At 29.4% G+C, this 25148-nt stretch carries 25 protein-coding genes and 2 pseudogenes; 13 read left to right on the forward strand and 14 right to left on the reverse strand.

From position 1 onward, the window contains the following. Positions 1–226 precede the first annotated feature (226 nt). The 3 genes and pseudogenes from B3W71_RS12385 to B3W71_RS12395 form a co-directional block, all read right to left on the reverse strand. Positions 227–1096 carry a methionyl aminopeptidase gene (locus tag B3W71_RS12385; RefSeq protein WP_346889241.1) on the reverse strand — a complete coding sequence of 290 codons (870 nt, stop codon included), beginning with the start codon at positions 1094–1096 and terminating at the stop codon, positions 227–229. Between the two features lie 32 nt (positions 1097–1128). Beyond that, positions 1129–1808, reverse strand: a pseudogene (locus B3W71_RS12390) (DUF5680 domain-containing protein). Positions 1809–2048: 240 nt separating this feature from the next. Continuing rightward, entirely contained in the window at positions 2049–2651 is a 603-nt protein-coding gene (locus B3W71_RS12395) for a DUF6273 domain-containing protein (RefSeq protein ID WP_346889242.1), read from the reverse strand. 151 nt (positions 2652–2802) lie between these two features. On the opposite strand from B3W71_RS12395, the pseudogene B3W71_RS12400 reads away from it, so the two are divergent. Then, positions 2803–3135 (forward strand): annotated as a pseudogene (locus B3W71_RS12400) (nitroreductase family protein); the annotation flags it as partial. Between the two features lie 67 nt (positions 3136–3202). Here the strand turns inward: B3W71_RS12400 and B3W71_RS12405 are convergent. Further along, complete coding sequence (locus B3W71_RS12405) at positions 3203–3694, reverse strand: ASCH domain-containing protein (protein WP_346889243.1); 492 nt, start codon at positions 3692–3694, stop codon at positions 3203–3205. Positions 3695–4257: 563 nt separating this feature from the next. Beyond that, on the reverse strand, positions 4258–4845 hold the full coding sequence (locus B3W71_RS12410) for a TetR/AcrR family transcriptional regulator (protein WP_346889244.1): 588 nt from the start codon (positions 4843–4845) through the stop codon (positions 4258–4260). A gap of 235 nt (positions 4846–5080) precedes the next feature. On the opposite strand from B3W71_RS12410, the gene B3W71_RS12415 reads away from it, so the two are divergent. Next, the gene (locus B3W71_RS12415) at positions 5081–6466 is read left to right on the forward strand and encodes an NAD(P)H-dependent oxidoreductase (RefSeq protein WP_346889245.1); all 1386 of its coding nucleotides are present in this window, start codon (positions 5081–5083) and stop codon (positions 6464–6466) included. Between the two features lie 431 nt (positions 6467–6897). Here B3W71_RS12415 and thiI read toward each other — a convergent pair whose 3' ends face one another. The 3 genes from thiI to B3W71_RS12430 all read right to left on the reverse strand — a co-directional run bounded on the left by thiI (position 6898) and on the right by B3W71_RS12430 (position 10747). Beyond that, the gene (gene thiI / locus B3W71_RS12420; protein WP_346889246.1) at positions 6898–8046 is read right to left on the reverse strand and encodes a tRNA uracil 4-sulfurtransferase ThiI; all 1149 of its coding nucleotides are present in this window, start codon (positions 8044–8046) and stop codon (positions 6898–6900) included. Between the two features lies 1 nt (position 8047). Continuing rightward, entirely contained in the window at positions 8048–9181 is a 1134-nt protein-coding gene (locus B3W71_RS12425) for a cysteine desulfurase family protein (protein ID WP_346889247.1), read from the reverse strand. A 612-nt stretch (positions 9182–9793) separates the two neighbouring features. Continuing rightward, positions 9794–10747, reverse strand: coding sequence for an iron-siderophore ABC transporter substrate-binding protein (locus tag B3W71_RS12430; RefSeq protein WP_346889248.1), 954 nt, complete (start codon positions 10745–10747; stop codon positions 9794–9796). A gap of 153 nt (positions 10748–10900) precedes the next feature. Here B3W71_RS12430 and B3W71_RS12435 point away from each other — a divergent pair, with 153 nt between their 5' ends. The 3 genes from B3W71_RS12435 to B3W71_RS12445 are packed head-to-tail and all read left to right on the forward strand — an operon-like array spanning position 10901 to position 13703. Beyond that, entirely contained in the window at positions 10901–11908 is a 1008-nt protein-coding gene (locus B3W71_RS12435) for an iron ABC transporter permease (RefSeq protein ID WP_346889249.1), read from the forward strand. Beyond that, entirely contained in the window at positions 11905–12927 is a 1023-nt protein-coding gene (locus B3W71_RS12440; protein WP_346889250.1) for an iron ABC transporter permease, read from the forward strand. The genes B3W71_RS12435 and B3W71_RS12440 overlap by 4 nt, the downstream gene beginning before the upstream one ends. A 5-nt stretch (positions 12928–12932) precedes the next feature. Then, positions 12933–13703 (forward strand): ABC transporter ATP-binding protein, encoded by a 771-nt coding sequence (locus B3W71_RS12445; protein ID WP_346889251.1) that lies wholly within the window; start codon positions 12933–12935, stop codon positions 13701–13703. Between the two features lie 168 nt (positions 13704–13871). On the opposite strand, the gene B3W71_RS12450 is transcribed toward B3W71_RS12445, so the two are convergent. From B3W71_RS12450 to B3W71_RS12475, 6 genes are all read right to left on the reverse strand, one after another. Then, complete coding sequence (locus B3W71_RS12450; protein ID WP_346889252.1) at positions 13872–15128, reverse strand: HAMP domain-containing sensor histidine kinase; 1257 nt, start codon at positions 15126–15128, stop codon at positions 13872–13874. Beyond that, positions 15121–15801, reverse strand: a complete 681-nt coding sequence (locus tag B3W71_RS12455; RefSeq protein ID WP_346889253.1) for a response regulator transcription factor — start codon at positions 15799–15801, stop codon at positions 15121–15123. The genes B3W71_RS12450 and B3W71_RS12455 overlap by 8 nt, the downstream gene beginning before the upstream one ends. Continuing rightward, the gene (locus B3W71_RS12460; protein ID WP_346889254.1) at positions 15801–16349 is read right to left on the reverse strand and encodes a ubiquitin; all 549 of its coding nucleotides are present in this window, start codon (positions 16347–16349) and stop codon (positions 15801–15803) included. Before B3W71_RS12460 ends, B3W71_RS12455 begins: the two co-directional genes overlap by 1 nt. 377 nt (positions 16350–16726) lie before the next feature. After that, a complete protein-coding gene (locus B3W71_RS12465) occupies positions 16727–17416 on the reverse strand; it encodes a YjjG family noncanonical pyrimidine nucleotidase (RefSeq protein WP_346889255.1) in 690 nt (229 codons plus the stop codon). Between the two features lie 72 nt (positions 17417–17488). Beyond that, positions 17489–17959, reverse strand: coding sequence for a DMT family transporter (locus tag B3W71_RS12470; RefSeq protein WP_346889256.1), 471 nt, complete (start codon positions 17957–17959; stop codon positions 17489–17491). Positions 17960–17973: 14 nt separating this feature from the next. Then, positions 17974–18396 (reverse strand): DMT family transporter, encoded by a 423-nt coding sequence (locus tag B3W71_RS12475; RefSeq protein WP_346889257.1) that lies wholly within the window; start codon positions 18394–18396, stop codon positions 17974–17976. 92 nt (positions 18397–18488) lie between these two features. Between B3W71_RS12475 and B3W71_RS12480 the strand changes: the two genes are divergently transcribed. The 8 genes from B3W71_RS12480 to B3W71_RS12515 all read left to right on the forward strand — a co-directional run bounded on the left by B3W71_RS12480 (position 18489) and on the right by B3W71_RS12515 (position 24912). Continuing rightward, entirely contained in the window at positions 18489–19181 is a 693-nt protein-coding gene (locus B3W71_RS12480) for a Crp/Fnr family transcriptional regulator (protein WP_346889258.1), read from the forward strand. A gap of 196 nt (positions 19182–19377) precedes the next feature. After that, positions 19378–19938, forward strand: coding sequence for a GNAT family protein (locus tag B3W71_RS12485; protein ID WP_346889259.1), 561 nt, complete (start codon positions 19378–19380; stop codon positions 19936–19938). Between the two features lie 94 nt (positions 19939–20032). After that, positions 20033–20410 (forward strand): PH domain-containing protein, encoded by a 378-nt coding sequence (locus B3W71_RS12490; protein ID WP_346889260.1) that lies wholly within the window; start codon positions 20033–20035, stop codon positions 20408–20410. A gap of 349 nt (positions 20411–20759) precedes the next feature. Beyond that, the gene (locus B3W71_RS12495) at positions 20760–21218 is read left to right on the forward strand and encodes a GNAT family N-acetyltransferase (RefSeq protein WP_346889261.1); all 459 of its coding nucleotides are present in this window, start codon (positions 20760–20762) and stop codon (positions 21216–21218) included. A gap of 17 nt (positions 21219–21235) precedes the next feature. Then, the gene (locus B3W71_RS12500; protein WP_346889262.1) at positions 21236–21586 is read left to right on the forward strand and encodes a DsrE family protein; all 351 of its coding nucleotides are present in this window, start codon (positions 21236–21238) and stop codon (positions 21584–21586) included. Positions 21587–21648: 62 nt separating this feature from the next. After that, the gene (locus B3W71_RS12505; protein WP_346889263.1) at positions 21649–22071 is read left to right on the forward strand and encodes a GNAT family N-acetyltransferase; all 423 of its coding nucleotides are present in this window, start codon (positions 21649–21651) and stop codon (positions 22069–22071) included. Positions 22072–22299: 228 nt separating this feature from the next. After that, a complete protein-coding gene (locus B3W71_RS12510) occupies positions 22300–23334 on the forward strand; it encodes a M42 family metallopeptidase (RefSeq protein WP_346889264.1) in 1035 nt (344 codons plus the stop codon). A gap of 195 nt (positions 23335–23529) precedes the next feature. Continuing rightward, positions 23530–24912 carry a hypothetical protein gene (locus tag B3W71_RS12515; RefSeq protein WP_346889265.1) on the forward strand — a complete coding sequence of 461 codons (1383 nt, stop codon included), beginning with the start codon at positions 23530–23532 and terminating at the stop codon, positions 24910–24912. The last annotated feature ends 236 nt before the right edge of the window (positions 24913–25148 follow it).

Here is a 25148-nt window from a genome sequence, read left to right on the forward strand (position 1 = left end):
AAATCTATACCATATTCAACAAATATTTCCTTTGTTTAACCTATAACTACATAAAAAAACAGCAGAATCCTAAAATTCTACTGCTCACTACATATTATTCCTTATAAGTTAATTTAATTCTTTGTACAATACATCTTATCGTAACCCCTATTTTCTCACTGTTGCGAATCAATATACCAAATATATTACAGTATACAATATTTTACATTATTTTTTAGCACATACTTTATCTCGAGATTATTTCTACACCCTCTTCAGTTACAAGGACTGTGTGTTCCCATTGTGCTGAAAGAGAATCGTCATCGGTAAAAACAGTCCAACCGTCATCTTCATCTATAAATATTTCATTGCTTCCAGCATTTATCATTGGTTCAATGGTAAATACCATACCGGGTACTAAGACCATACCTGTTCCTCTTTTTCCCAAATGAGAAACAAATGGTTCTTCATGAATATCTAAGCCTACTCCATGTCCACCGAATTCTCTAACTACTGAATAACCATTACTTTCTACATATTCTTGAATTACAGCTCCAATATCTCCTAAGAATCCATAAGGTTTAACTGCTTCTAAACCTTTATCTAAACATTCTTTAGTTACTTCAACCAATTTCTTAGCTTCTTCATCTACTTCACCAATCATAAACATCCTTGATGCATCTGAATAATATCCATTAAGTATAGTTGTTGCATCAACATTTACAATATCACCATTCTTAAGAATTACATCTTTACTAGGTATGCCATGGCATACCTCATTATTTATTGATACACAAATACTTTTAGGAAATCCATCATAATTAAGAGTGGCTGGAATTCCACCTTTGGATACTGTATAGTCATGTGCCAATTTATTTATTTCCTCTGTTGTCATGCCTTCCCTAATGTTTTCACTAATTAAGTCTAGAAGACCACTATTAATCTCGGCACTCTTTTTTATTCCTTCAATTTGCGCTTTTGTTTTTATAAGATTTCTAGTTGGTACTATATATCCTCTTCTTTTTAAATCACTTAATTTTTCATCAAATTCTAAATGACAGTTTTTATATTTAAATCCACTTTTGCACCAACATAAATCATTTCTATTCAATTTCATAATCTTATTCCTCGCTCATATATTCATTTTAACTATTTAATTGTCCCTCCATGGAAATAACATTCATAAACCTTAATATGGTCAAAATATATTTCCTCATGTCCTTGAAACCACTCAAACTCTCCATTTATTATACAATGATATTTATACTGGCATATTGATAAATAATAGGACCCCTATATGGATTCTCCTTAGTTACTAAACTTAAAACTTCCTTCAAAAAACTCCCTGAAAATCTTTCATTTAAAATTCTCCCAATATAATTCATTGACCAAAATGGAATATCATCTTGCCATAAAGCTTCCTCTCCTGCGAACCTCTCTCCACCTAAATATGTATCTATATATTTCAAGTTTCCTTCTACATATTCTAGGTCATGAGAATTGGGTCTTGAAGATTTACACTCTGGCCCCTTTCCAGCATATGTAGATTTTTTAGCCCTACATAAGAAATCAATTATGCCTTCATTTATATTATCATCTTTGCGCTCTTCTATACATAAACGGCAATTTTCTTCATAATCATTCACTAATTTATCAATGCTTACTTTAAAATAATCACTTAATGCAATTAGTCTAGCTATATCAGGATAAGATTGCCCTACTTCCCATTTTGCAACTGCTTGTCTTGATATTCCTAAAACCTCAGCTAACTTTTCTTGTGATAGACCCTTCGCTTTTCTAAGTGTTTGCAATTGTTCTTGAAAACTCATGATTTATCTTTAGTAAAAGAGTGTATTGTAAGTACTAATCTCTTACTAAAGTTCACCTCTTTTCATTTTATACACTTTCAAGTGTATAACAAGTTATTAGCTCACATTGTAAAAAAATACCTCATATTCATTTGAATAGTATGGTATTATGAATAAATTATTTAATTGTATATTGATTTCATCATTTAATAACCTTGCGTCTTCTCCAACACAAGTCTAACTTATTAGCCATAATTCAAATTATAGTTTCAGCCACAAAGTTGGACGGACGCCGCCTGTACATTTGCCATCGCTGATGTTGCCTTTCAATATATTGTTGCCTTGGATACCTATATTACCGTCAGTCCCAAAGATGTACACGGCTTTTACATTAACGCGGCCGGGCGACCGAAGCCACCACCACCAACCCCATTCTTTACCCAGAAGTTTTGCTATTCGCTTACTGTTGTTTTCATCTTTTCTTTCAAACCAATATCTTTGATTTTTTCCTCGGTTTTGCAGTTTTGAACTGCTATCACCGAAATATTTGCACACTTCCTCAATGCTTAATAAAAATATACTGTCTTGCGTATCTGATCCGCCTTTTGAACCATACCACTGATTGTCAGGATTTTTATTTATTACCGGAATTATTCTTGATTTATCAGTTGCGTTGAATTTGTCATAAAATTCACCATTAATATATTTTCTTAACGCGCAGTCAGCCCATGTTATATCTTTATAAGCATCATGGTAAGCACGCTGTTCTATAATATACTCGGTTATAATCAAAGCCGCGTTGTTTTGTATGTCAAGTATGCGCCATTCGTATCTGTCAAATACTATTTTATCTCCTACTTGCATTTTTACCTCCCTGTAGCGTTATATTTTCTCGGAATCTCTAAGCCTTAATTTATCTGGCTCCCTGATTCCTTTTTCATTAAAATCCCCCACTTTTTCGCCGCAAATTATTACTATTACGACCCGATTATAACATATTTTGTAAGTACCGTAATATTCAATTTTCAAAGAAAACCCAACTGAAAATTATAGACTATTCTTCAATGCTCCAGCAGTAATAATAGTTACAGCTAATTCACATATAAATGGAGCTTCATCTTCTTCAAACTTCAGTGGATTCAATGGAGCTTTATCTTCTTCAAATATGGAACTTATGACTAATGCTTTAGGACTAGGAACATTCTTTTGTGGATTCTTTATAATATCCGCACATGGAAATAAAAAAACTATGGATCTTCTTGAAGTTAAAGAAGATAAACAAATTGTAGCATGCATGCCAATAGGATATCCTAACGTGAGATCCCCCCTTCTTGAAGAGTTCCTTTAATTCACCTTTTATGAACATCATGTATCCCCACAGTATTCAATAACGGTTGAGTCTTTTCCCTATAACTCTATACTTGATATAGCACTTCGAAGTCTTCAAAAACTACTGGCATATCATAAGTAAACTCATACCCTACCTGCTTTCCATCTGCCTCGAAGAAACGAACATGTCCATCAACCCAAGTTTCTAATACGTCATCTTCCCCTTCACGCTTGCAAATATCATAAGTTATATCTGAAAACGGAATAATTGTTATTTCTGTTGTTTCAATAACACATCGAGGTACTCCTTCCCAATCAGTGATAATACTCAAATCACCAACTTTAGGCATTCCCTCTCCCTCAATTTCGTATTTCAATAAACTACTTGCCGTAGCCCTCTTTTTTCCAACCAACACCAGTCGTAATAGTTCATTAGCCCATTTTTCAGTTACTTCAAAATGAAATACCTCTAAATATTTTGTCGCTTCATCCCTGTTTGTTTCCTTTAAAAATGTTTTCCAAAACATATCAACTTTTTCTTGTGAATACTTTTCGTTTTCCATTGTTACTACCTCCATGAAATTTTATACGAAATGTCGAGTATTGTGTTAGTAATCTTTACTGAACATAATAATACGATTATCCATTTAACTTATTATATAGCATATAGTTGTACAATTTCAAATATTTAGAATCATTATATATAAATTGCTTCCCTTGTTCGAAAGTCATTTATTTTTGTATCAGAATGATATGTATGCGATTGTACTAATATATGTAATAATAGGTATAGAGCATTTTAAAAAGTTATAAAGTAAATTGTTTAAATAGTTAGCATGTTAAAATTTTAAATATTTAACATTTTAGCATTTTAGCATTTTTAAATTTTAACATTTTAAAATGTTGCGCTTAGGGGCTTAGGGGAATTATCCTTCAAATCATTGGTAAAACAGTAATATTCATAGTATTAAAAAGTACTTTTAACCAGAGCTATAGACGAATTTAAGCCATATTAATGAGATCAATGGTAAAGAGATATTTTTCAACTTGTTGCTAGATTTTTTAGAAAATATAGGGATTTATGTATGTCAAAAAGAGGTAGAATACCTTAATTAGCGAAGCCTTTTAGACAAAGGTTAGATCAAATGCTATTTCTAATCATACTTTCCACTAGCACTAAGTAATCTTCTTTATATTCAATACTCCTTTTAATTATTAATATTGCTATTCCATGAACCATACTCCATAATGTTAATGTCTTCTGCATATATAAATTTTCATCCAATTCTATTTCCTTAAAAAATCTTTCTGCACTATCTTTAAAAACTCCAAAGGCACTAACTTTATCATCAGATAATTTGTTGTCTACTATTTTTACAGGATATGCATTATCTGACAAAAACATAAACTTTAAGTATTCTGGATTTTCCACCATAAACTTTACATACGCTTTCCCCATTTCAACTATTTGTAGTTTAGGATCATTGGTATATATCTCAGTTACCTCTAGTAATGCTATATAAAATTCTTTCCAAACCTCTTTAATTATTTCATTAATAAGGGCATCCTTATCCTTAAAATGTTTATAAGGCGCATTATGGCTTACTCCACACATACTTGCAACTTTTCTTAATGAGAATCCTTCAATACCTTCTTTATTTAACAATAATAATCCATTATGTATAAGTTCTTTTTTTAAATCACCATGATGATATGTTTTTCTATCCAATGCTACTCCCTCCAAAAAGCTTAAAATAAATTTAAAATAATTTTTATAATAGAAATTATATCATTGTATGTTGACATTGTAAACTTATCACTATATAATCAAATTAAAGTTTACACCGTCAACATGTCTTGCAATATAAAAATCATATAAAATCTCAGCTAATAATCCATTACACTAATTGTAATAATCAACCAAAATAACTTAAATAAACATAATAAATAACAAGGAGGTTAATATGAAAATAGTAGTTTTAAACGGAAGTCCTAAAGGTGATATTAGTGTTACTATGCAGTATATAAACTATATTCAAAAAAGGTTTAAGCAGCATGAATTAAAAATTATTAATATTTCTCAAAGAATTAATCAAATAGAGAATGATAAAAAAACTTTTGAGGAAATAATTAACGAAATTAGATTTAGTGATGGAATTATATGGGCATTTCCTCTTTATGTTTTTACTGTTCATTCGAGTTATCAAAGATTTATAGAATTAATTTTTGAAAGAAATGTTGAAGATGCTTTTAAAGAAAAATATACTTCAGTTCTTGCTACATCGATTCACTTTTATGACCACACGGCATTAAATTACATGAATTCTATTTGTGATGATTTAAATATGAATTATGTAGATTGTTTTTCGCCAGAAATGTATGATTTAAAAAAAGAAGATTTAAGAAAAAATCTACTACAATTTGCTCAAAACTATTTTGATGCAATAGAAAATAAAGTGATTACTTTAAAAAACTACAGTCCAATAGAATATTCCCTAAAAGAATATATTCCTGAAGTTACCCATGATAAAATAGATGTCTCAAATAAAAAGGTAGTTATAGTAACTGATTCTTTAGAAAATATTAATTTAAAAAATATGATAGATAAATTTAGAAATTCATTTTCTCAAACTATAGAGTTAATTAATCTTCAAGATATAGATATAAAAGGAGGCTGCCTAGGCTGCTTAAAATGTGGCTATGACTATGAATGTGTTTACAATGATAAAGATGATTTTATTAGTTTCTATAATAGTAAATTAAAAACTGCGGATATAATAGTTTTTGCAGGTGCTATTAAATACAGATATTTATCTTCTACATGGAAGCGATTCTTAGACAGAGGATTTTTTAATACTCACACTCCATCTCTTTCTGGTAAACAAATAGGTTTTATAATATCTGGTCCTTTAAGACAGATGTCTAACTTAAGACAAATACTAGAAGCCTATATTCAATGGCAAGGATCTAATTTAGTTGGATTCGTCACTGACGAGTATGATACCAGTATAATAATAGATAAACAATTATATACTTTCTCACGTAACCTTATTAAATTATCAACCGTAAATTATACTAAGCCCTCTACATTCCTTGGTGTAGCAGGTATGAAGATATTTAGAGATGAAATATGGGGAAATTTAAGATTTCCGTTTGTTGCTGATCATAAAGCTTATAAAGCGCTTAATGTATATAATTTCCCACAAAAAAATTATAAATCTAGATTAATGAACCTTATATTTATACTAATGTGTAAAATTCCTTTCATAAAAAAACAAATTTATTCAAACCAAATAAAATCTTCAATGGTCATACCCTTAAAAAAAATTGTGGAAGATACAACTATTTAACTTTCATTAGCTCCTGCTGGGCTATTTTATTGTTCATAGATTTTGCATATTCTAAAGCCTAAGGATATTTCAGCTTATCACTCTCTGCCCAATTGATGCTAAATGGACTAGATTAGACCAGTTAGATAATCTTAATTGGTGACTACTGATATATTAGTTGTTAATAAATTAAAGAACTATAAATTTAAACACCATATATATACATAAGCCTAAATAAGTAAAAGGATGCAGTAATTCTAACCTTCATCCTTTTACTTATTTAGGCATCTGAAAACAAATAACAAGTCAAAGATGGGAAGTATATTTTGAGTTAGACAAGGAAACAGGTTCNNGATAGTAGCACTATCTAAGGGTTCTGTTGACGCAGTATAACACAAAATAGACGAACATTCTGACTTGTTTATTTTTTGAAGATGCCTTAACATCAATTATTAAAGATCATTGTATATCTCCATATTATCTATACATTCTTGAACAAGTTTATCTATGTCGAGTATACTTTCGGATTTTCTTATTAAGTCCACTTTAGGTTTTATTTTGGGATGCTTTGGTACAAATATTGTACAGCAATCTTCATAAGGAAGTATAGAAGTCTCATAGGTTCCGATGTCTCTAGATATATCCATGATATCTATTTTATCCATAGCGATGAGAGGTCTAAACACTGGCCTATCTGCCACGTCATTGCTGACCATTAGTCCCTCCATAGTTTGACTTGCTACCTGTCCTATGCTTTCCCCAGTGGTTACGGAGTTTATATTATATTTTTCCGCCACAGCACAGGCAACTCTCATCATAAATTTTCTCATTATTATAGTAAGCTCATCTTCAGGGCATTTTTCTATTATATCCATTTGAATATCAGTGAAAGGTGCTACGTAAAGATTGATTTTCCCAGTGTAGCCCTTTAGTAGTCTTGCCAAGTCCTTTACCTTTTCTTTAGCTCTTTCACTAGTGTAAGGATGGCTGTGGAAATAAATAGCGTTTAATTCTACCCCACGTCTTGCCATCATATATCCGGCAACAGGAGAATCTATACCTCCAGAAAGCATGAGCATAGTACTACCATTTGTACCATAAGGCATTCCTCCTACAGCTCTTACCCTTTTAGAATATACATAAGCCCTTTTTCTTACTTCCACATTTATTATTCTTTTTGGTTTATGAACATCTACCGTTAATCCCTCTACAGATTTTAAGACTACAGCACCAATTTCACGACTCATCTCCATAGAATTTAAAGGGAAGGCCTTGTTTGCTCGATTGCTTTCAACCTTGAAGGTAGTTTCTCCAAAATCCTCAGCTTCCACAACCGCTTGGGCACTGATAGCTTCCATTGTAGGTTCTACTTCCGTAACTAAACAAACTTCAGAAACGCCAAAAACCCTTTTTACTTTTGACATTACCTCCTCTAAATCTTCACTATAGAGGAACCACCTTCCCTGATCGTTTATAAATTCATATCTGCACCCCTTAAGTACCGAATCTATATTTTTCATGAGCTTTTTTTCAAAGATTTTTCTATTTAATCCTTTTAAAAAAATTTCCGATGCATATTTAATAAGTAATAGTTTTCTCATATTATTTCCTCCTTAAAAATTTCAAACTTTTTTCTAGTACTTCTATAGTGTAATCCACTTCTTCTTTTGTATTAAACTCATTAAAGCTAAACCTTATGGTTCCCTTTGTTTCCTGGGTATTGAGGCCTATAGCTTTAAGCACATAGCTATCTCCTTGCTTCTTTGCGGAACAAGCAGAACCAGTGGATACATATATTCCCTTTTCCTCTAAAAGATGCAGTAGTACTTCGCCTCTTACACCTATAAAGGAGACACTTAAAATATAAGGACTGAAACAATCCTCACTAGGACTGTTTATCACTATATCTTTTATATCTCTAAGTCTTTCTATAAAATATTCTTTAAGCTCGCTTACCTTTGAATAATTGAGTTGAACATTGTTATATATTATTTCTGAAGCCTTTATAAGACCCACAATACCAGGTAAATTTTCTGTACCGGATCTAAAGCTTTTCTCTTGTCCACCACCACTTATTAGAGTCTTAGGGTTAAATCCTTTTTTTATGTAAGAAAAACCAATTCCTCTAGGGCCATGAATTTTATGCCCACTGACGGATAACAAATCTATTTGAGCTTTTTTTACATCTATTTTAAACTTTCCATAGCTTTGAACCGCATCTACATGGAACTTAATTCTAGGACTTTTTTCCTTTATTAATGTTCCTATAGCTTCTATATCCTGTACAACTCCCAGCTCATTATTAACATGCATTATGCTCACCAATCGAGTATCACTATTTATGCTGTTTTTTAGATCTTCTAGCGATATACGTCCCTTGTTATCAACCTTTAAATAAGTGACCTTAGTTCCTGCTGACTCCAATTCCCTAAAGGTATTCAGTACGCTAGGATGTTCAATTTCACTAGTTATTATGTGCGCACCTACCCCTATAAAACCTTTTATTAAAAAATTATTACTTTCACTTCCACCAGAAGTAAATATTATTTCATCTCTGGTACAATTAATAGTCTTAGCTACTTTCTCTCTTGATTCATTAAGAGCTATTTCTGCCTTAAGGCCTAAACCATGAGCGGAGGAAGGATTTCCAAAATTATTTTTCATTGTATGTGCCACAGCATCTACTACCTCATCATAAGGCTCAGTGGTGGCACTGTTATCAAAATACACTTGCATAAAACCACTCCTAATCTATTATTCTAATTATTATAATTTGTATATCCTTTTTATCTATTTTTTCATAAAACTTTTGTAGAATTACTCCAATAGCTCTTCTATTCATAAAATCAAATGGCTTTGAAACAGATTCTATTTTTTAATATCATCTGCATTTTGTAATATTTTTATTAAATCTTTAATTTCCTTTATTCTTTTCCTTTTTTCTTTTAAGTCTGCTTCATTATATATTATGTCTTCACTTAAATAATCTTCTATAATAGATATTGCTTTAATCTTCTCATCAATATTAAATCTTTTAAACCTATAATCATTACATAAAATTTCATGTTTTATATTTTCTCTTTATTTTTTCAGCTCTTTAATTGTAGTCATTAATAATATATTTATTAATGGTAAAATCATAAGCAACACAACTTGTTTGAGTNNAAGTGCTTATTCAATATTTATTTAGATTAGCTTATTTTACGAAAGCTCCTTTTCACCCTTAAAAACAAAAGGTGCTGTCTTGTCTAGGAAATATATCCTACTTTTAGATAGCACCTTTTTTATTATATTCTATGTACTAAAATTTACATTAATGGCTAATTAATTATAGAATAATTAATTACTTTAGATTTTTCCTTCCTTTAACATATTAGTTAAATCATCAAGCATTAAATTAGCCGCTTTTATACCACCTGCTGTATTCCAAATAGTATCATCTACTTTATAAGCTTTATTATTTTTTACAACATTTAGAGATTTAAACATTGGATCATTTAACCATTCTTCTTCTCTAGCAAGACCTTTACCATCTCCTAGTTCATAAGTAAAGTAGAACATCACATCTCCATCAGCTTCATTTAATCTTTCCTTACCAATTTCATTAACGAACTCTGTTCCTTGTTGAGCTGCTGGTCTTTTAAATCCTATTTCTTTAAGAATAGTTCCAGCAAAAGTATCTCCAAGGTATATTCTAGTTTTTCCATCCATAAATCTTACAAGTGATATTTCATTATTCAATTTATCACTATAATTTTCTTTTATATAATTAATTTTACTTTCATATGCTTGTATAGCTTTCTCACCTTCAGATTCTTTATTTAAAACTTCAGCATAGAATTTAAAATTATCTTTCCATGCTCCTCTTATTGTATCTGAATAAACAGTTGGTGCTATTGCACTTAATTGGTCGTATATTTTTTCATGTCTCATTTTATTTCCAATTATTAAATCAGGTTTTAAAGCAGCAATTGCTTCTACATTTGGTTCACTTTCCTTACCAACAGGCTTGACATCTGCAAGTTCACTCTTAGTATGTTCATACCAATCACCAGTAACACCGGTTACAGCTCCTACTGGTTTAACACCAAGAGTAAGAAGAGCTTCTAGACCTTCATTAGTTAATATAACAATTTTCTTTGGATTTTCAGGAATCTCTGTAGTTCCCATAGTATGTTGTATAGATATAGTTTTAGAATCTGTGGCTTTTTCTGATGTGTTCTCTGTTTTATTAGAGCAGCCAACAAATAAACTTACAATTAGCATACTTGATACAATTGCAGATAATAATTTTTTTTTCATTTATAATTCCTCCTAAAAATAATTTAGCAAATGACATAGAATTAAATATTTATTTGTTATGGATTTTAGTACGCACTTATGATATCATGTTTGAGAAAGATTATCAATAACAATCGATATCTTTTTTCAATTACTACAGATGGAGGAGTCTATATGAAAAATATTCTTAAAAGTAATGGGGGTAAATGGGTGTTACTTATATTACTTACAATATTCACTCTTATATTATGCTACTTAAGTATTACTAAAGGATTTATACATACATCTTATGATACCTTAATAGATGCATATAAAAATTTTAATAATTCCCAAGAACATATAATTATAAGAACTTCAAGAATTCCAAGAACATTAAATTCTCTTCTAGTCGGAGGAGCTCTTGGAGTATCTGGACTTTTAACTCAAGGATTGACTAGAAATAAATTAGCCTCGCCAAGTATATTAGGTATAAATTCAGGAGCAGTATTTACTTTGGTTATAGCTCTCACATATTTTCCTAATATATCTTCACTAGGGCTTGCCTGGTTGGCCTTTTTAGGTGCACTAGGATCTTCTCTACTAGTTTATTTATTATGTGGAGGTCTTTCAGGTGACATAAGACCTATGGATTTAACATTAGGAGGTACTGCTTTAGGGGCACTATTCTTTTCCTTAGCACAAGGTATTTTATATAAAAATGAGGCTGCACTTGAGCAAGTTGTTTATTGGATGACAGGTTCTGTTGAAGGGAAAAAATTAGAGCTAATTGTCAAATTTATTCCAATAATATTAGTAGTAATGATATTTACGTTATTTATTGGAAAAAAGCTTAATGTATTTTCATTAGGTGAAGAAATGGCAAGGTCATTAGGTATGAAAACTCTATATTTTAAAATAGTTATAATAGCTATAGTTGCTATTTTATCTGGTGTATCTGTAGCTTTAGCAGGCCCCATAGCTTTCATTGGACTTATAACTCCACATATAGTACATAAATTTATTGGAACTGATTATAAATGGCTAATACCATTTTCTATATTAACAGGGGCATCTATACTATTGCTTGCAGATATAATGTCAAGATTTATAATTTATCCAAAAGAAGTCCCAGTTGGTGCTTTAACTGCACTTATAGGTGGTCCTTTCTTTATATATATTGCAAAAAGGAGGGCCAGACAATGATAAATATAAGTAAAAAAGCTATTAAGCTAAGCGGACTTTTACTGGGGATTACTATCTTAATGATGTTTTTTTCACTATGCCTAGGTGAAGTTATGGTAGGTCCACTAGATGTACTAAAGAGTATATTGGGAATAGATGCAGGGTTTTCATCTATTTTAGTTACGAAAATAAGGTTACCAAGAGTTCTTGTTGCCTTCTTTGTCGGAGCTTCTTTAGCATTATCTGGAGCTATACTTCAAGGAGTGGTTAAAAATGATTTAGCATCTCCTGATATATTAGGTGTAGTTAATGGAGGTTCCGTTGGAGCATTGGTATTTTTAACTATCTTTATAGATCCTAAGAATAATTCATTAACAACATCTATATTATATATGCCTATATTTACTTTTATATTTTCATTTATAGCTTTAATGTCTATTTTGCTTATAAATGGAAAATCTTCTTCAACAAATAAATTAATTATAATAGGAATTGGAGTTTCTGCTATTGCTAAGGCCATAACTAATATTCTTATAATAAATGGACCAGTAATTTTTATAAAAGAAGCCACAACTTGGATAACAGGAAGTATATATGGTGCTAACTGGACACATGCCATACTGATTATAGTGATATTCAGTATTTTTACTACATTAACATTAATATTTATTAAAGATTTAAATCTTCATCAGCTTGAAGATGAGGTTGTAATAGTTCTTGGTAATAAGCTACATAAAAGCAGGATTATACTCTTAAGCATTTCTGCTGCATTAGCAGCGGGTGCTGTAACTATTGGAGGAGGTATATCTTTTGTAGGCTTAATAGCTCCTCACATTGCAAGAAAACTGGTAGATTCAAAATTTGAAAATATAATCCCACTTTCAATATTTATAGGTGGAATAATAACATTATTAGCTGATTTTGTATCTAAGTGGATATTTTATCCACAAGATTTACCTATAGGTATATTTACAGCTTTTATAGGAGCACCTTACTTTATATACCTTTTAGTTAAAAAAAGAAGCTACAAAAGGGGATGATAGAAATGATAAAAGCAAAAAATTTAGAGTTATGTTATGATGAAAAAATTATATTAGATAATATTAATTTAAATATAGAAAAAGGAAAAATTACAGCCTTAATTGGCTCTAATGGATGTGGAAAATCTACATTAATAAAGGCCATAGCAAGAATACTTAAACCTAGAAATGGAGATATACTCATGGAGGATAGAGATATTCTTAAAATGTCTTCAAAGGAAGTTGCCAAGCTTATGTCTATGCTTCCTCAAAGTAGTAATGCTCCAGAAGATTTAACTGTTTATGATTTAGTTAAACAAGGAAGATACCCTTATCATAATCTATTATCATTTTGGAGTAAAAAGGATGAAAATCTAGTTTTAGAAGCCATAAAAAAAGTAGGACTTATAAACGATAAGGATATAACTTTAAATAACCTATCTGGTGGTCAAAGACAAAGGGCTTGGATTGCATTATCTTTGGCACAAGATACAGATATCATCCTTTTAGATGAGCCTACAAATCATCTAGATATAAAGTATCAGTTAGAAATTTTAAATATTCTAAGAGATTTAAATGAAAAAGAAAATAGAACCATAGTAATGGTTATTCATGATATAAATCATGCATTAAAATATGCTGATAATATAGTTGCTATAAAGAATGGAAACATATTAGCTCAAGGTCCTAAAGATGAGATTATAAATGAAAAACTTATAAAGGATGTCTTTGATGTTGAATGTAATCTTATTAATTCTCCTATAGATAACTGTAAATTATGTGTACCTTTTATTTAAGTTTTTTAATGAAAATATATTAAGATATAGATATTCGTATCATAAATATGATGTTATTATTGAGGTATTCCACATCTTTTGTCATACATAGATTTAAAAGTTATCCCTTATTGTAAATTAGATAAATTATTTTACAATAGGGATAATTTTTTATTTTGATTATTTTTTCTATTTATTCTTTTGTGGTAAAAACACCGTTATCCTTGTACCTATTTCCTCTCTACTTAAAACACTAAAATATCCTTTATGGTTATCAATAATCCATTTTGCTATAGATAGTCCAAGACCTGTTCCACCATCTTTTCTAACTCTTGCTGTATCAGCTCTAAAGAAACGTTCAAATATATGAGGTACATCTCTTTCATTGATCCCTATTCCATTATCCTGAATAGCAAAATAAGCTTCTCCGTTATCATTTCTCCCTACTTTAAGTATTATAACTTCTCCTTTACCTGTGTATTTAGCTGCATTTTCAATTAGTATTCTAGCTGTCTGCTTGAGTAGACCTATATCACCATAAGCACTTATACTTTCTGAATTAATATAGCTATATATATGATTTTTATCTATCATCTTAGATTCTTCTAAAACTTCATTCATCATATCATTAAGTAAAAATTCCGTCATAGTAAGCTGAGTTTTTCCATTAATACCTCTAGCCAAGAATAATAACTGCTCAACTAGATTTTTCATATTTTCAGATTCAGCTTTTATTGCTATAATAGATTCTTCTAATACGCTCTCATCATTTTTCCCCCAACGATCTAGCATATTTGCATAGCCTTGAATTACAGAAATAGGAGTTCTAAGTTCATGTGATGCATCTGAAACAAATCTTGCTTGCTGCCTATAAGAATCTCTCATTCTATCTAAAAGTTTATTTATTGCATCCTCTAACCCTTGAAGCTCACTATCACCGATGTGTATTCTTTCATCAGATGTTACGGGGCTGATTTTAGATATAGCATCCTCAAGGCTCTGAAATTTTTCCTCATCAAAATACATATTACTAAGTCTACTTGCTGTTTCTGCTATTTCATTAAGTGGTTTTAAAACCATTCTAATTTTTGTTGTACCAAATATTATTTCTTGTAATAAAAATATTCCTTCTACTATTCCTAAAACTATAATTATTTTTCTAAGATTATATAAAAAAGTACTAGCTTCCTTAACCATAGTCTTTCCATTATTCCAAACAACTGTATAGCTTGATGTTTCTATAGGATAAAAATTAAATGACCTTTGTGCATTTTGTACTAATTCTCCATAGAAGTTCTTTTCAGATTCAATACACCAAAGACCAACTAAGATAAGTATCAAACATATATCAATTACAAGAAATCTAAAAAATAAATTTCTTACAGAAATAGAATTAATCTTTATTGCAATAGACGTAACATTTTTAGATTTATTATTTTTACTCATCTTTTATGACGTATCCTACACCACGTACTGTGGTTATTATTTTAACCTTAAAGGTATCATCAATTTTTGTTCTTAAGTATCTTACATAAACATCTATTACATTTGTTTCTCCAAAATAATCATAGCCACATACTTTTTCTATAAGTACATCTCTAGTTAGTACTATATTTTTATTTTCCATTAATACTTGTAGCAAAGTAAACTCTCTATTAGTTAATTCAATTTCTGTGCCATCATACATTACTTTATATCTTATTTTATCTAAAGTTAATAAACCGCAGCTTATTACATCTTCATCTTTTTTTACTGTAGCTACTCTCTTTTTAAGAGCTGTTCTTATTCTTGCAAGTAATTCTTCTATTGCAAATGGCTTTGTTATATAATCATCTGCTCCTGCATCAAGCCCTGATACCTTATCCATAACAGCATCTCTTGCAGTAAGCATTATAACAGGCACATCAGAACTTTTCCTTAGTCTTCTTAATACTTCAAGCCCATTAATTTCAGGAAGCATAACATCAAGAATAACCAAATCAGCCTCTCCCCTCTCTGCAATTTCAAGACCTGTCCTACCGTTATTTGCTTTTATTACTTTATACCCCTCATGCATTAACTCTAGCTCTATAAATCTTGCTATTTTTTCTTCATCTTCAACAATTAAAATCTTAATCATTAATTAAACCCCTTTTTAAATTTTTCTTTTATATTCTGGACATTCTTTGATATTTCACTAAATACCTTATTTACCTTATCCGTATTAACACTTTTAGCGAATACTAAAAATTCTATGTCAAAGAATAGTCCAACAGTCATTAGAGGTATGATTATCCAGAAGGCAAAGAATAAAAGTAGTATTAATACGGTAAGTGGAAGCTTTAAAAGTACTCTACCTCTTCTTCTTATTTCAACGAAGATATTATTGCAGGTATCTATAGCTTTACATATAGTTTCAAAAATTCCATCAAAATTATTTCTACTTTTAGAATTGTTATTATCTCTATCTTCTTTAATATTAACTACTTCTTTCTGATTAGTGTAACTTTCTTTATATTCATTGGTATAAAATATGCTAACAGAAGGCTTTTTCAATCTTCCATGCTCTTCTAAATACACCATGGCATCTAGTATATCCCAATTATTATTTTCTAAAGCACTCTTAGCTTCTTCATAACTTATATTAGTTTTATCTCGTAATGTATCTACAAGTTTAGCCTTCTCCATAAATAATCCTCCATATCTATGGCATAAGGCACTATCAAATAAATAATAGATCAGTATTCTTGCCTATTTGCCACGAATACTGCGTTGTTAAAATCCTGTTATAGCGCCACTATGGCAGTATTTTAACTCCTTGTCTCGTGACAAATATACTTCGAATCTTTGGTCTATTATTTATTTTCACGTGCCTAATATCTTTTATATTATTTGGTGACTTATATTTAATTTTAGATAACAGGAGCTATTGAAAGATACAATAGTCTGTGTATAGGAAAAATGGATTCAACAAGAATCCACTTTTTTCATATACTGTTAGAATAAAGAAATAAGATATATCATAGTAAAACCCTTACCGTTAAAATACAGGTAAGGGTTTTTATTTATTTCTCAAGTATATTTTTAAGATCCATAAGATTAGAAATTTCATAGGTAGGTTCTATTGCAGTTTTTTTTATAATGTTATTGGGATTAAACCAACAGGTGTCTATACCAAAATTTATTCCACCTTGTATATCAGAGGTTAAGCTATCCCCTACCATTAATACCTTACTTTTATCAGTATGCTTTATATTGTTTAAAGCATGTTCAAATATTTTAGGATCTGGCTTAGATACTTCGACCTCTTCAGAAACTACTACATCTTCAAAGCATTTTCCTATAATAGATTTTCTTATTCTATTATCTTGAACATCTTTAAGACCATTAGTTATTATAATAAGTTTGAACTCTTTATAAAGGCTTTCTATAAGAGGTAAACTATCATTATATAAAAATGAGGCATAGGATAAGTGCTTTACATATGATTTAGAAAATTCTATTTCATCAAAATTTAAATTTAACTTGCTTAATAATCTTTTAAATCGTTCAACATTTAAATTCTTCTGAAGAAGAATTCCATCCTCAAACTCTTTCCAGATAGCTGTATTTATATCCTTGTACACTTTTAAATGATAATTTTCATCATAATCTATTTTAAACTCAATCATAGTATTTTTAAGAGCTTCTCTCTCAGATTTTCTAAAATCAAATAGGGTTTCATCTGCATCAAATATTATAACTTCGTACTTCATAATAAACCTCCTTGTATAAAGCTAATTTCTATAATTATAACCTAGAAACAAAGTTAGTAGGGAGTGAATAATTCAACATGTTTTAACATCTTCACTTAATTTAATATTTTCTTCTTTATGCCTAGCATCAACTTTTGCAATAATTATAAGTCCTGTAAGAAATAGTAATCCGCCGATTACTTTGCCTTCAGAAAAAATATCTAGGTATATATAATCTATAACAGCACTTGCCATCATTTGACCAATAAAGCGAAGAATAACAACATATACAGCTGGTACTTTAGGGACAATCAGGTTAAATAAATAGGTGGTTAAAACACCTATAAGACCACCTATAAAATAGGGAAGTGGAATGGATATTATAGATGAATAAGATGGTATAGAGTTTAGCATAATAGCGCACAGTATAATAGAAGATACAGTAGCCATGAAATAGTTGATAATAACTCCATTTATCATACCTTCCTTTTGAGAAAGTTTTCCATTTAACATCATGTTAATAACTATTGTTATTCCAATTAGAAAAGCTAAGATAATATACATAAATTTAATCCTCCTTACATAACAATCATAACCACTGTTCCAAGTGTAATTATTGAAAATCCTAGTATTTTTTCTTTTCTAAATTTATTAACAGGCATTCCGAACAATCCAAAATGTTCTACGAAGATAGACATAATAAGTTGTCCATATAGACTTATTCCTATAGTAAGTGTTATTCCGATTTGAGGTATACAGATATTGTTTAAAAGTATAGTTATAACACTTAGAATACCAGGTAGAAAAAACATAAGTGGTACTTTTTTGAAATTCACAATATTATTTTTCTTTACCATGGATATCGCCAAAATCAATATAAATCCTAGTACATGAAATATTAGAGTACTCATATAAGGACCAGTTATACTTGATAACATTCCATTAAAAAATATCATTATGGCAAGTATAACTCCATTTAAAAGAGCTAAGTTTTTATACATATATACTCCTTCTATACTTTACATTCCTTAATTCATAAGTTACCATAGTGATAAATATTTCTATAGGACATAGGTCCTATAAAGGAGAATTTATGAAAAAAATATTAAACAAACAACTCTTAAATAGCTATTTAGTTAAATACAATATAGAAAACCTATTTGATAAAGATATAGTAAACTATGCGCAACTTCATTTTTATGAAAAAGATGAAGTTATATTAGAAGTAGGGGAGCAACTTGAATACTACTATTTACTTGTAGATGGGAAAATTAAAATATCTTATCTATTTGAAAATGGAAAGTCTATGCTGCTAAAGTTTTATAAGGACTTTAATACCATAGGAGATTTAGAATTCTTAAAGAATAAACCTATACTATGCAATGTTGAAGCGATAGAAGATACTTATTTGATTGCTATACCTACAAATATTCTTAGAAAATATTATATAAATAATTTAAATTTTTTACATCATTTAATAGAGTCTTTAAGTGAAAAACTTGATGCCACCATTAACAATAGTTCATATAATTTTGTATATCCTCTTATTAATAGGTTAGCTAGTTATTTAGCTGAACATCTAGAGGAGAATAAAAACTATGTAACTTTAAATTCATCATTTAAAGAAATTGCTGAATTTTTGGGAACAACTTATAGGCACTTATCTAGAACTTTTAACGAACTTGAAGAAAAATCGATTATAAAATGTGATAATAAAACAGTACATATATTAGATGAAGATAGTATTAGAGAATTAGCTAAAAATGTATATATAAAATCCTTGTAATTATAGGATAATGTAAAAGATATAAAACTAAGGAGCTTGTTTAGAGTTTCTTAGTTTTTATTAAGCTTAAAAGAGCTAATTTATATAAAATTTTATGACACAAATACGTTGTAACAAATTAACATATATGTTAATTTAGAATCAATAGAATTAAGATAGTTTGAGCTAGAATTTAATAAGTAAGAAGGTGAGTTTAATGATAAACAAATGTTTTAATCCATTTCCTATACTAGAAACAAATAGATTAATTCTTCGGCAAGTTGATTTTAAAGATGAGGAGCAGTTATTTGAGTTACTAAGTAATCCAGAAGTAGCAAAGTTTGATTACTTTTATCCAATAAAGTCAAGTGTAGAAGCAAGAAAGTTTATAGAAAGATATAATGATGAGTTAGCTGAAAATGAGGAAATTACATGGGGGATTTCATTAAAAGAAACTAATAAATTGATAGGAGTATGTTGTCTAGGTGACTTTGATGATGGAGCTAGAAGAGCAGAGATAGGATATGATATTACCCAGAAAGAGTGGGGGAAGGGATATGCAACAGAAGCGGTAAAGGCAGTTATTAGCTTTGGATTTAATCATATGAATTTAAATAGAATAGAAGCTACAATAACACCAGGTAATTATGCATCTATTAGAGTTTTAGAGAAGTTGGAATTTATTACAGAAGGAATAGTAAGAGAAAGAGATTTAATAAAGGATAAATTAGAGGATGGTATAATAATGTCAATTCTTAAGAGAGAATATATCCAATAATGATTTCCGTATTTACATGTTTATTGAATAATACCTTTGTATTTATATGGAAATAAGATATAATTAAACTAAATTTATAATGGGAGTGATGGATGTGGGTTTATTTAGTGGAATAATAGGAAATGCCTCAGAAGTAGATATTAACAAAATTAGAGAAGAATATATGAAGTTATTAGGTTCTAATGAACAAATAGAGAAAGCATATAAATTAATAAGAGATATGATTATATTCACTAACAAAAGATTAATTATTATAGATAAGCAAGGGATGACTGGCAAAAAAATAGAGTATCATTCAATACCATATAGAGCAATTACTAATTTCAAAGTGGAAACATCAGGACATTTTGATTTAGATGCAGAACTTAAAATATATGTTTCAGGAATGAGTATGCCAATAGAAAAGACCTTTAGTAGCAGTTGTAATATTTATGAAGTACAATCAATATTAGCAGAGTATTGCAGTAAATAGTGTAGCTATAGTGCCTTATAATAATAAAGAGATTAAGAGATAATTAATATATGATTTTAGAGAAAGCATTAATCTTACATAGATTAGTGTTTTTTATTTTATAATTATTACATATACATGTTAATACAAAAAAAGTAAATGTAAGGATAGACATTTTATTCCGAGAATGGTATTATTAGCTTAAAATTATATCTAAATTTTGGAATTTGGATATAATTTTAAGCTAATACTTTTATTATGATAGAGGTGGTTTTGATGAAATATCCTTCTTTAAAAGTATTCTTAACTTTATAGTGGAGAATGTTTGATGCAATTGAAATATGATTTAATAGGGGAGGAATAAACTATTATGGAGTTTAAATTTAAAAAACCAACAGAAATAGATGCAAAGGATATAGCAACATGGAAATACGAAGGAGAATATTCTTTTTATGATAATGATAAAACTGAGGCTAAGCAAGAGTGGTCACTAAACATTCATAAGGAGGATAGTGCCTTTGTCATCCATAATGAGAAGGATGAATTAGTAGGTAACTGTAGCTTTGATGCTGAGGATGATGAATTTATCTTAGGGGTACAGATGAGACCAAATTTGACAGGGAAAGGAACAGGAACTCAGTTTGTTAAAGCTATATTAGATTTTGGCAGGAATACTTATAAATTTAATGAGATACAACTTTTCGTTGCTAAATTTAATGAAAGAGCCATAAAAATTTATGAAAAACTAGGATTTAAAAAGACAGAAGAGTTTATTTGGAATGTGAATGGAGAAGAGAAAGAGTTTATAGCTATGGTTAAAAAGTATTAGCTAAGGAGGGTGATACAATGAAAGTATTATTTCATATCGATGAATTAAATAAATGGGATATGACTGTGGCAAATGTAAAAAATATGATTAACTTTAGCAGAAAAAATGAAGAAGAAGTTGAAATTGAAGTAGTGGCTAACGGAGAAGCAGTATTTAGATTTAAAGGAAATGATGAGGCTAATTCTAAGTATTCTATGGAATTTGAAGAGCTAGTTAAAGAGGGGGTAAAAATTGTAGCTTGTAATAATGCTCTATCTAAGTTATATATGTTAAAGGATGAAATATTTGATTTTATAGAAGTAGTACCTGCTGGAGTAGTTGAAATTGTAAAGAAACAAGAAAAAGGCTATGCTTATATAAAACCTTAAAGAGCCGTAAACATAAGAAGAGAATAATCACCATAAAATTATATGAGATTAGGAGTAACATTATGAATATAAAAATAGAGAAGAACTGTGCTAATGTAGATTGGAGATTAATACCAGAGATATTAAAGCTAGGAGGTATGGGATATTTTGATGAAGAAACCCATAGAAAGGCCTTTGAGAACAGTTATACTACTGTATTCGTATATGATAATGATAAGCTTATTGGTTTCGGAAGGGCCTTATCAGATGGGGTTTATCAAGGAGCAATTTATGATGTAGCCATATTGCCACAGTATCAAGGCAAAGGTATAGGGAAGTTAATTGTAAATACTATACTAGAATCAATGCCAGGATGTAATGTGATATTATATGCTGCAAAGGGCAAAGAAGGATTCTATAGCAGCCTTAATTTTAGAAAGATGAAAACTGGTATGGCTCTATTTAATAATGCTGAAAAGATGAAAGAAAATGGATTTACTGAATAAGGGTTCAAAAACCATAAATATATTTTAGGCATACTAAAGCATGATAAATAACTAAAAATATTATTATAAACACTTTAATAATTTCAAGTTGAATATTATAATATTTAGAGAAGCTAAATTATATGACTATTATAACTATTTAGATATTTTGGAAACTCATAAATATTTTATATCTAAAGTTTAAGTAATAATGGAAATATAAAATTTATACTATCAGGAGGGTGAAAAATGATAATAGTAAACAAAGAAGATGTTTTAAATACAGCAAAAGAGCTATTACTTACAGATAGTCCTAGTGGATTTTGCTATGACGTTATGGATAAGATTGAATCATGGGCAGAAAAATTAGGCTATGTTTTTGAAAAGACTGTTAAAGGTTGTGGAATTATAACTGTTCCAGGGAAAAGCAATGATAAAGTGATAGGTTTATCTGCCCACGTAGATACCTTAGGTGCTATGGTAAGATCTATTTCTAGTGAAGGTGCTTTAAAGTTCACTTTAATTGGAGGACCAATAGTTCCTACTTTAGATTCTGAATATTGTAAGGTCAGAACTAGAGACGGAAAAATATATAGTGGAACATTCTTGAGTACGAGTCCAGCAGCTCACGTATTTGAAGATGCTAAATCTAAACCACGTGATCCAAAGAATATGGAAGTAAGACTTGATGAAGTAGTAAAATCTAAAGAAGATGTAGAAAAATTAGGTATATGTCCTGGTGATTTTATATTTATAGATCCTAAGACTACTATAACTGAAAGTGGTTTCTTAAAATCTAGATTTATAGATGACAAAGGCAGTGTTGCATGCTTAGTGAATCTTCTTCACATATTGAGCAGTGAAAAAATAGTTCCTACTTATACTACTAAAGTATTTATATCTGTTTATGAAGAAGTTGGACATGGCTCAGCTTATATACCATCAGATATAACAGAAATGATAGCTGTAGATATGGGATGTATCGGAGAAGACTTATCTTGTACAGAATATGATGTTTCTATCTGTGCGAAGGATTCTAATGGACCATATGACTTTAATATGACTACAGATTTAATAAACCTTGCTAAGAGCAATGAAATTAAATATGCTGTAGACATTTATCCAATGTATGGTTCAGATGTAGGAGCAGCACTTAGTGGAGGAAATAATATTAAAGGTGCTCTTATAGGACCTGGAGTTCATGCCTCTCACGGAATGGAAAGAACTCACTACACAGCTTTAGAAGGAACAATAAAACTATTATATGCATACTTAACAAGATAGTTATAGAGACTCAATTTATCAGTAAACGGATAAATTGAGTCTTATTTTTAGAAGAAACTTTCACCATGAATAAAGTTAATAAAAAATTTGTAACAGTATAGAAGAAATAGTAATTTTATTTACAAATAATTCTACATTACGTATAATTTAGATATGAACTAGATATAAATTTCATAGTGAAGAGAGGGATATCCATTGAATTTTAAAATGAAAAAAGATACTGTAAATGTACTTATATTTATGGTGGTGTTTGTATTTTTAATAGGTGGAATGTATATATCACTGCCAGCTAATGAGAAAAGCTATATAAGAAAAAATTCTGCGACTATAGACTTCACTAATTATGAGGATTATTCAGCATTAGAAATCTTTAATGATAGTATAAAAGATAAAAAGATAATTATGACTAATCAAGAAAACGGTATAAAGGAAAATGCACAAATTCAATATAAGTTTATAACTTATTTAATGGATGAATGGAAGCTAAAATATTTTTTAATTGATGTAGGATATTCAGAAGCTGCCATTATAAATGAATATTTGCAGACCGGAGATGAAAATTTATTAGAATCCTATAATAATAGTTCTATGGGATATGCTTTTATTGGAGATTCAACGGTGGACATGCTTAAAAGATTATATTTAAAAAATAGTCAGCTTCCTGATAATAAAAAGTTAAATATTATGGGAATAGGAATAAATGAGTCATTTCAATCTATTGACTTATATTTTAAAAGGATAATTAGTAGAAATTCAGATTTAACAGATAAACAAATAGAAAATATAAATAAGTTTTTGGAAAACTTAAAAAGTAAAGAGATTCTAACCAATATAAGCAATGAGAAGGAACTAGATGAGAGAAATAAAATAATTATAGGATATGTAGAAAACTTCTATAGTGAAATTAATACCAATGAAGATGCATATAAAGAAGCATTGGGTGAGGACTTTAATAATATAAAAATTGTTATAAATAATATAAAAAATAGGCAAGAAATTATGAAAACATATTATCAAGATGATTCAAATATGAAAAATGGAAATCAAAAATATTCTCAATATTTATATGATAATTTAAATAGTTTCTATAAAAGTATGAATATGAAAAGATGCTATATACATGTATACCAGATATATAGCTATCAGCATGAAATTTTAGATGTAGATTTTTTAGGGGCAAAAATTGCAAAGGATAAGAAATTTAAGGATAAGGTTTTAGGAATCAATGTATTATACCAAAAAGGTAAATTTGATTTTAATAATACACAAATACAAATAAATGCAGCAAGAGAAGATTTCAATACTCTTATTCAGGAGGCTGAGTTAGATAAAGAGGATATCGTAATAAATTTAGATAATTCACGAAGCCCATATAGAAGAAAGTTTACTCCGATATACTTTCCTTTTCCAGATGATGTCCTATATCCACAGGAAAATGTAAATGGAGAAGAAATCGGAGGAATTATAGGAAAAAAACCAGGAGTAACTACTGATTATTTTCAAGGAGTAATTATTATAAAGAATCCTTCTATAGACGAATCTCATTTTAATAGAATATATGGGGATAGTAATCCGTAAATATTTAATTTAAATTGCTGTAATACAAATAAGTTACTTGAATTTATTATGGTAAAGTATTATTCTAAAGATGGAACGTAAATTTGAATTTTTAAGGAATATGTTTTAACAATTTAATGTGTATGTAAATGTTTTAAAAAGATCTAACAGAAAAGATATAGTCTAATCTGAAAGAAACTATAAACATGGACCCATAAGTATTGTTATATTATGGGTCTAGCTTTCTTTTAAGATAG

It is taken from the genome of Clostridium sp. UBA1056, assembly GCA_002316385.1.
Taxonomy (GTDB): Bacteria; Bacillota; Clostridia; order Clostridiales; family Clostridiaceae; genus Clostridium_J.

Coding starts and splice junctions, on each gene's coding strand:
- B3W71_RS12385 (WP_346889241.1), bottom strand. CDS start 1,096: ATGAAATTGAATAGAAATGATTTATGTTGGTGCAAAAGTGGATTTAAA.
- B3W71_RS12395 (WP_346889242.1), bottom strand. CDS start 2,651: ATGCAAGTAGGAGATAAAATAGTATTTGACAGATACGAATGGCGCATA.
- B3W71_RS12405 (WP_346889243.1), bottom strand. CDS start 3,694: ATGGAGGTAGTAACAATGGAAAACGAAAAGTATTCACAAGAAAAAGTT.
- B3W71_RS12415 (WP_346889245.1), top strand. CDS start 5,081: ATGAAAATAGTAGTTTTAAACGGAAGTCCTAAAGGTGATATTAGTGTT.
- thiI (WP_346889246.1), bottom strand. CDS start 8,046: ATGAGAAAACTATTACTTATTAAATATGCATCGGAAATTTTTTTAAAA.
- B3W71_RS12425 (WP_346889247.1), bottom strand. CDS start 9,181: ATGCAAGTGTATTTTGATAACAGTGCCACCACTGAGCCTTATGATGAG.
- B3W71_RS12430 (WP_346889248.1), bottom strand. CDS start 10,747: ATGAAAAAAAAATTATTATCTGCAATTGTATCAAGTATGCTAATTGTA.
- B3W71_RS12435 (WP_346889249.1), top strand. CDS start 10,901: ATGAAAAATATTCTTAAAAGTAATGGGGGTAAATGGGTGTTACTTATA.
- B3W71_RS12440 (WP_346889250.1), top strand. CDS start 11,905: ATGATAAATATAAGTAAAAAAGCTATTAAGCTAAGCGGACTTTTACTG.
- B3W71_RS12445 (WP_346889251.1), top strand. CDS start 12,933: ATGATAAAAGCAAAAAATTTAGAGTTATGTTATGATGAAAAAATTATA.
- B3W71_RS12450 (WP_346889252.1), bottom strand. CDS start 15,128: ATGAGTAAAAATAATAAATCTAAAAATGTTACGTCTATTGCAATAAAG.
- B3W71_RS12455 (WP_346889253.1), bottom strand. CDS start 15,801: ATGATTAAGATTTTAATTGTTGAAGATGAAGAAAAAATAGCAAGATTT.
- B3W71_RS12460 (WP_346889254.1), bottom strand. CDS start 16,349: ATGGAGAAGGCTAAACTTGTAGATACATTACGAGATAAAACTAATATA.
- B3W71_RS12465 (WP_346889255.1), bottom strand. CDS start 17,416: ATGAAGTACGAAGTTATAATATTTGATGCAGATGAAACCCTATTTGAT.
- B3W71_RS12470 (WP_346889256.1), bottom strand. CDS start 17,959: ATGTATATTATCTTAGCTTTTCTAATTGGAATAACAATAGTTATTAAC.
- B3W71_RS12475 (WP_346889257.1), bottom strand. CDS start 18,396: ATGTATAAAAACTTAGCTCTTTTAAATGGAGTTATACTTGCCATAATG.
- B3W71_RS12480 (WP_346889258.1), top strand. CDS start 18,489: ATGAAAAAAATATTAAACAAACAACTCTTAAATAGCTATTTAGTTAAA.
- B3W71_RS12485 (WP_346889259.1), top strand. CDS start 19,378: ATGATAAACAAATGTTTTAATCCATTTCCTATACTAGAAACAAATAGA.
- B3W71_RS12495 (WP_346889261.1), top strand. CDS start 20,760: ATGGAGTTTAAATTTAAAAAACCAACAGAAATAGATGCAAAGGATATA.
- B3W71_RS12500 (WP_346889262.1), top strand. CDS start 21,236: ATGAAAGTATTATTTCATATCGATGAATTAAATAAATGGGATATGACT.
- B3W71_RS12505 (WP_346889263.1), top strand. CDS start 21,649: ATGAATATAAAAATAGAGAAGAACTGTGCTAATGTAGATTGGAGATTA.
- B3W71_RS12510 (WP_346889264.1), top strand. CDS start 22,300: ATGATAATAGTAAACAAAGAAGATGTTTTAAATACAGCAAAAGAGCTA.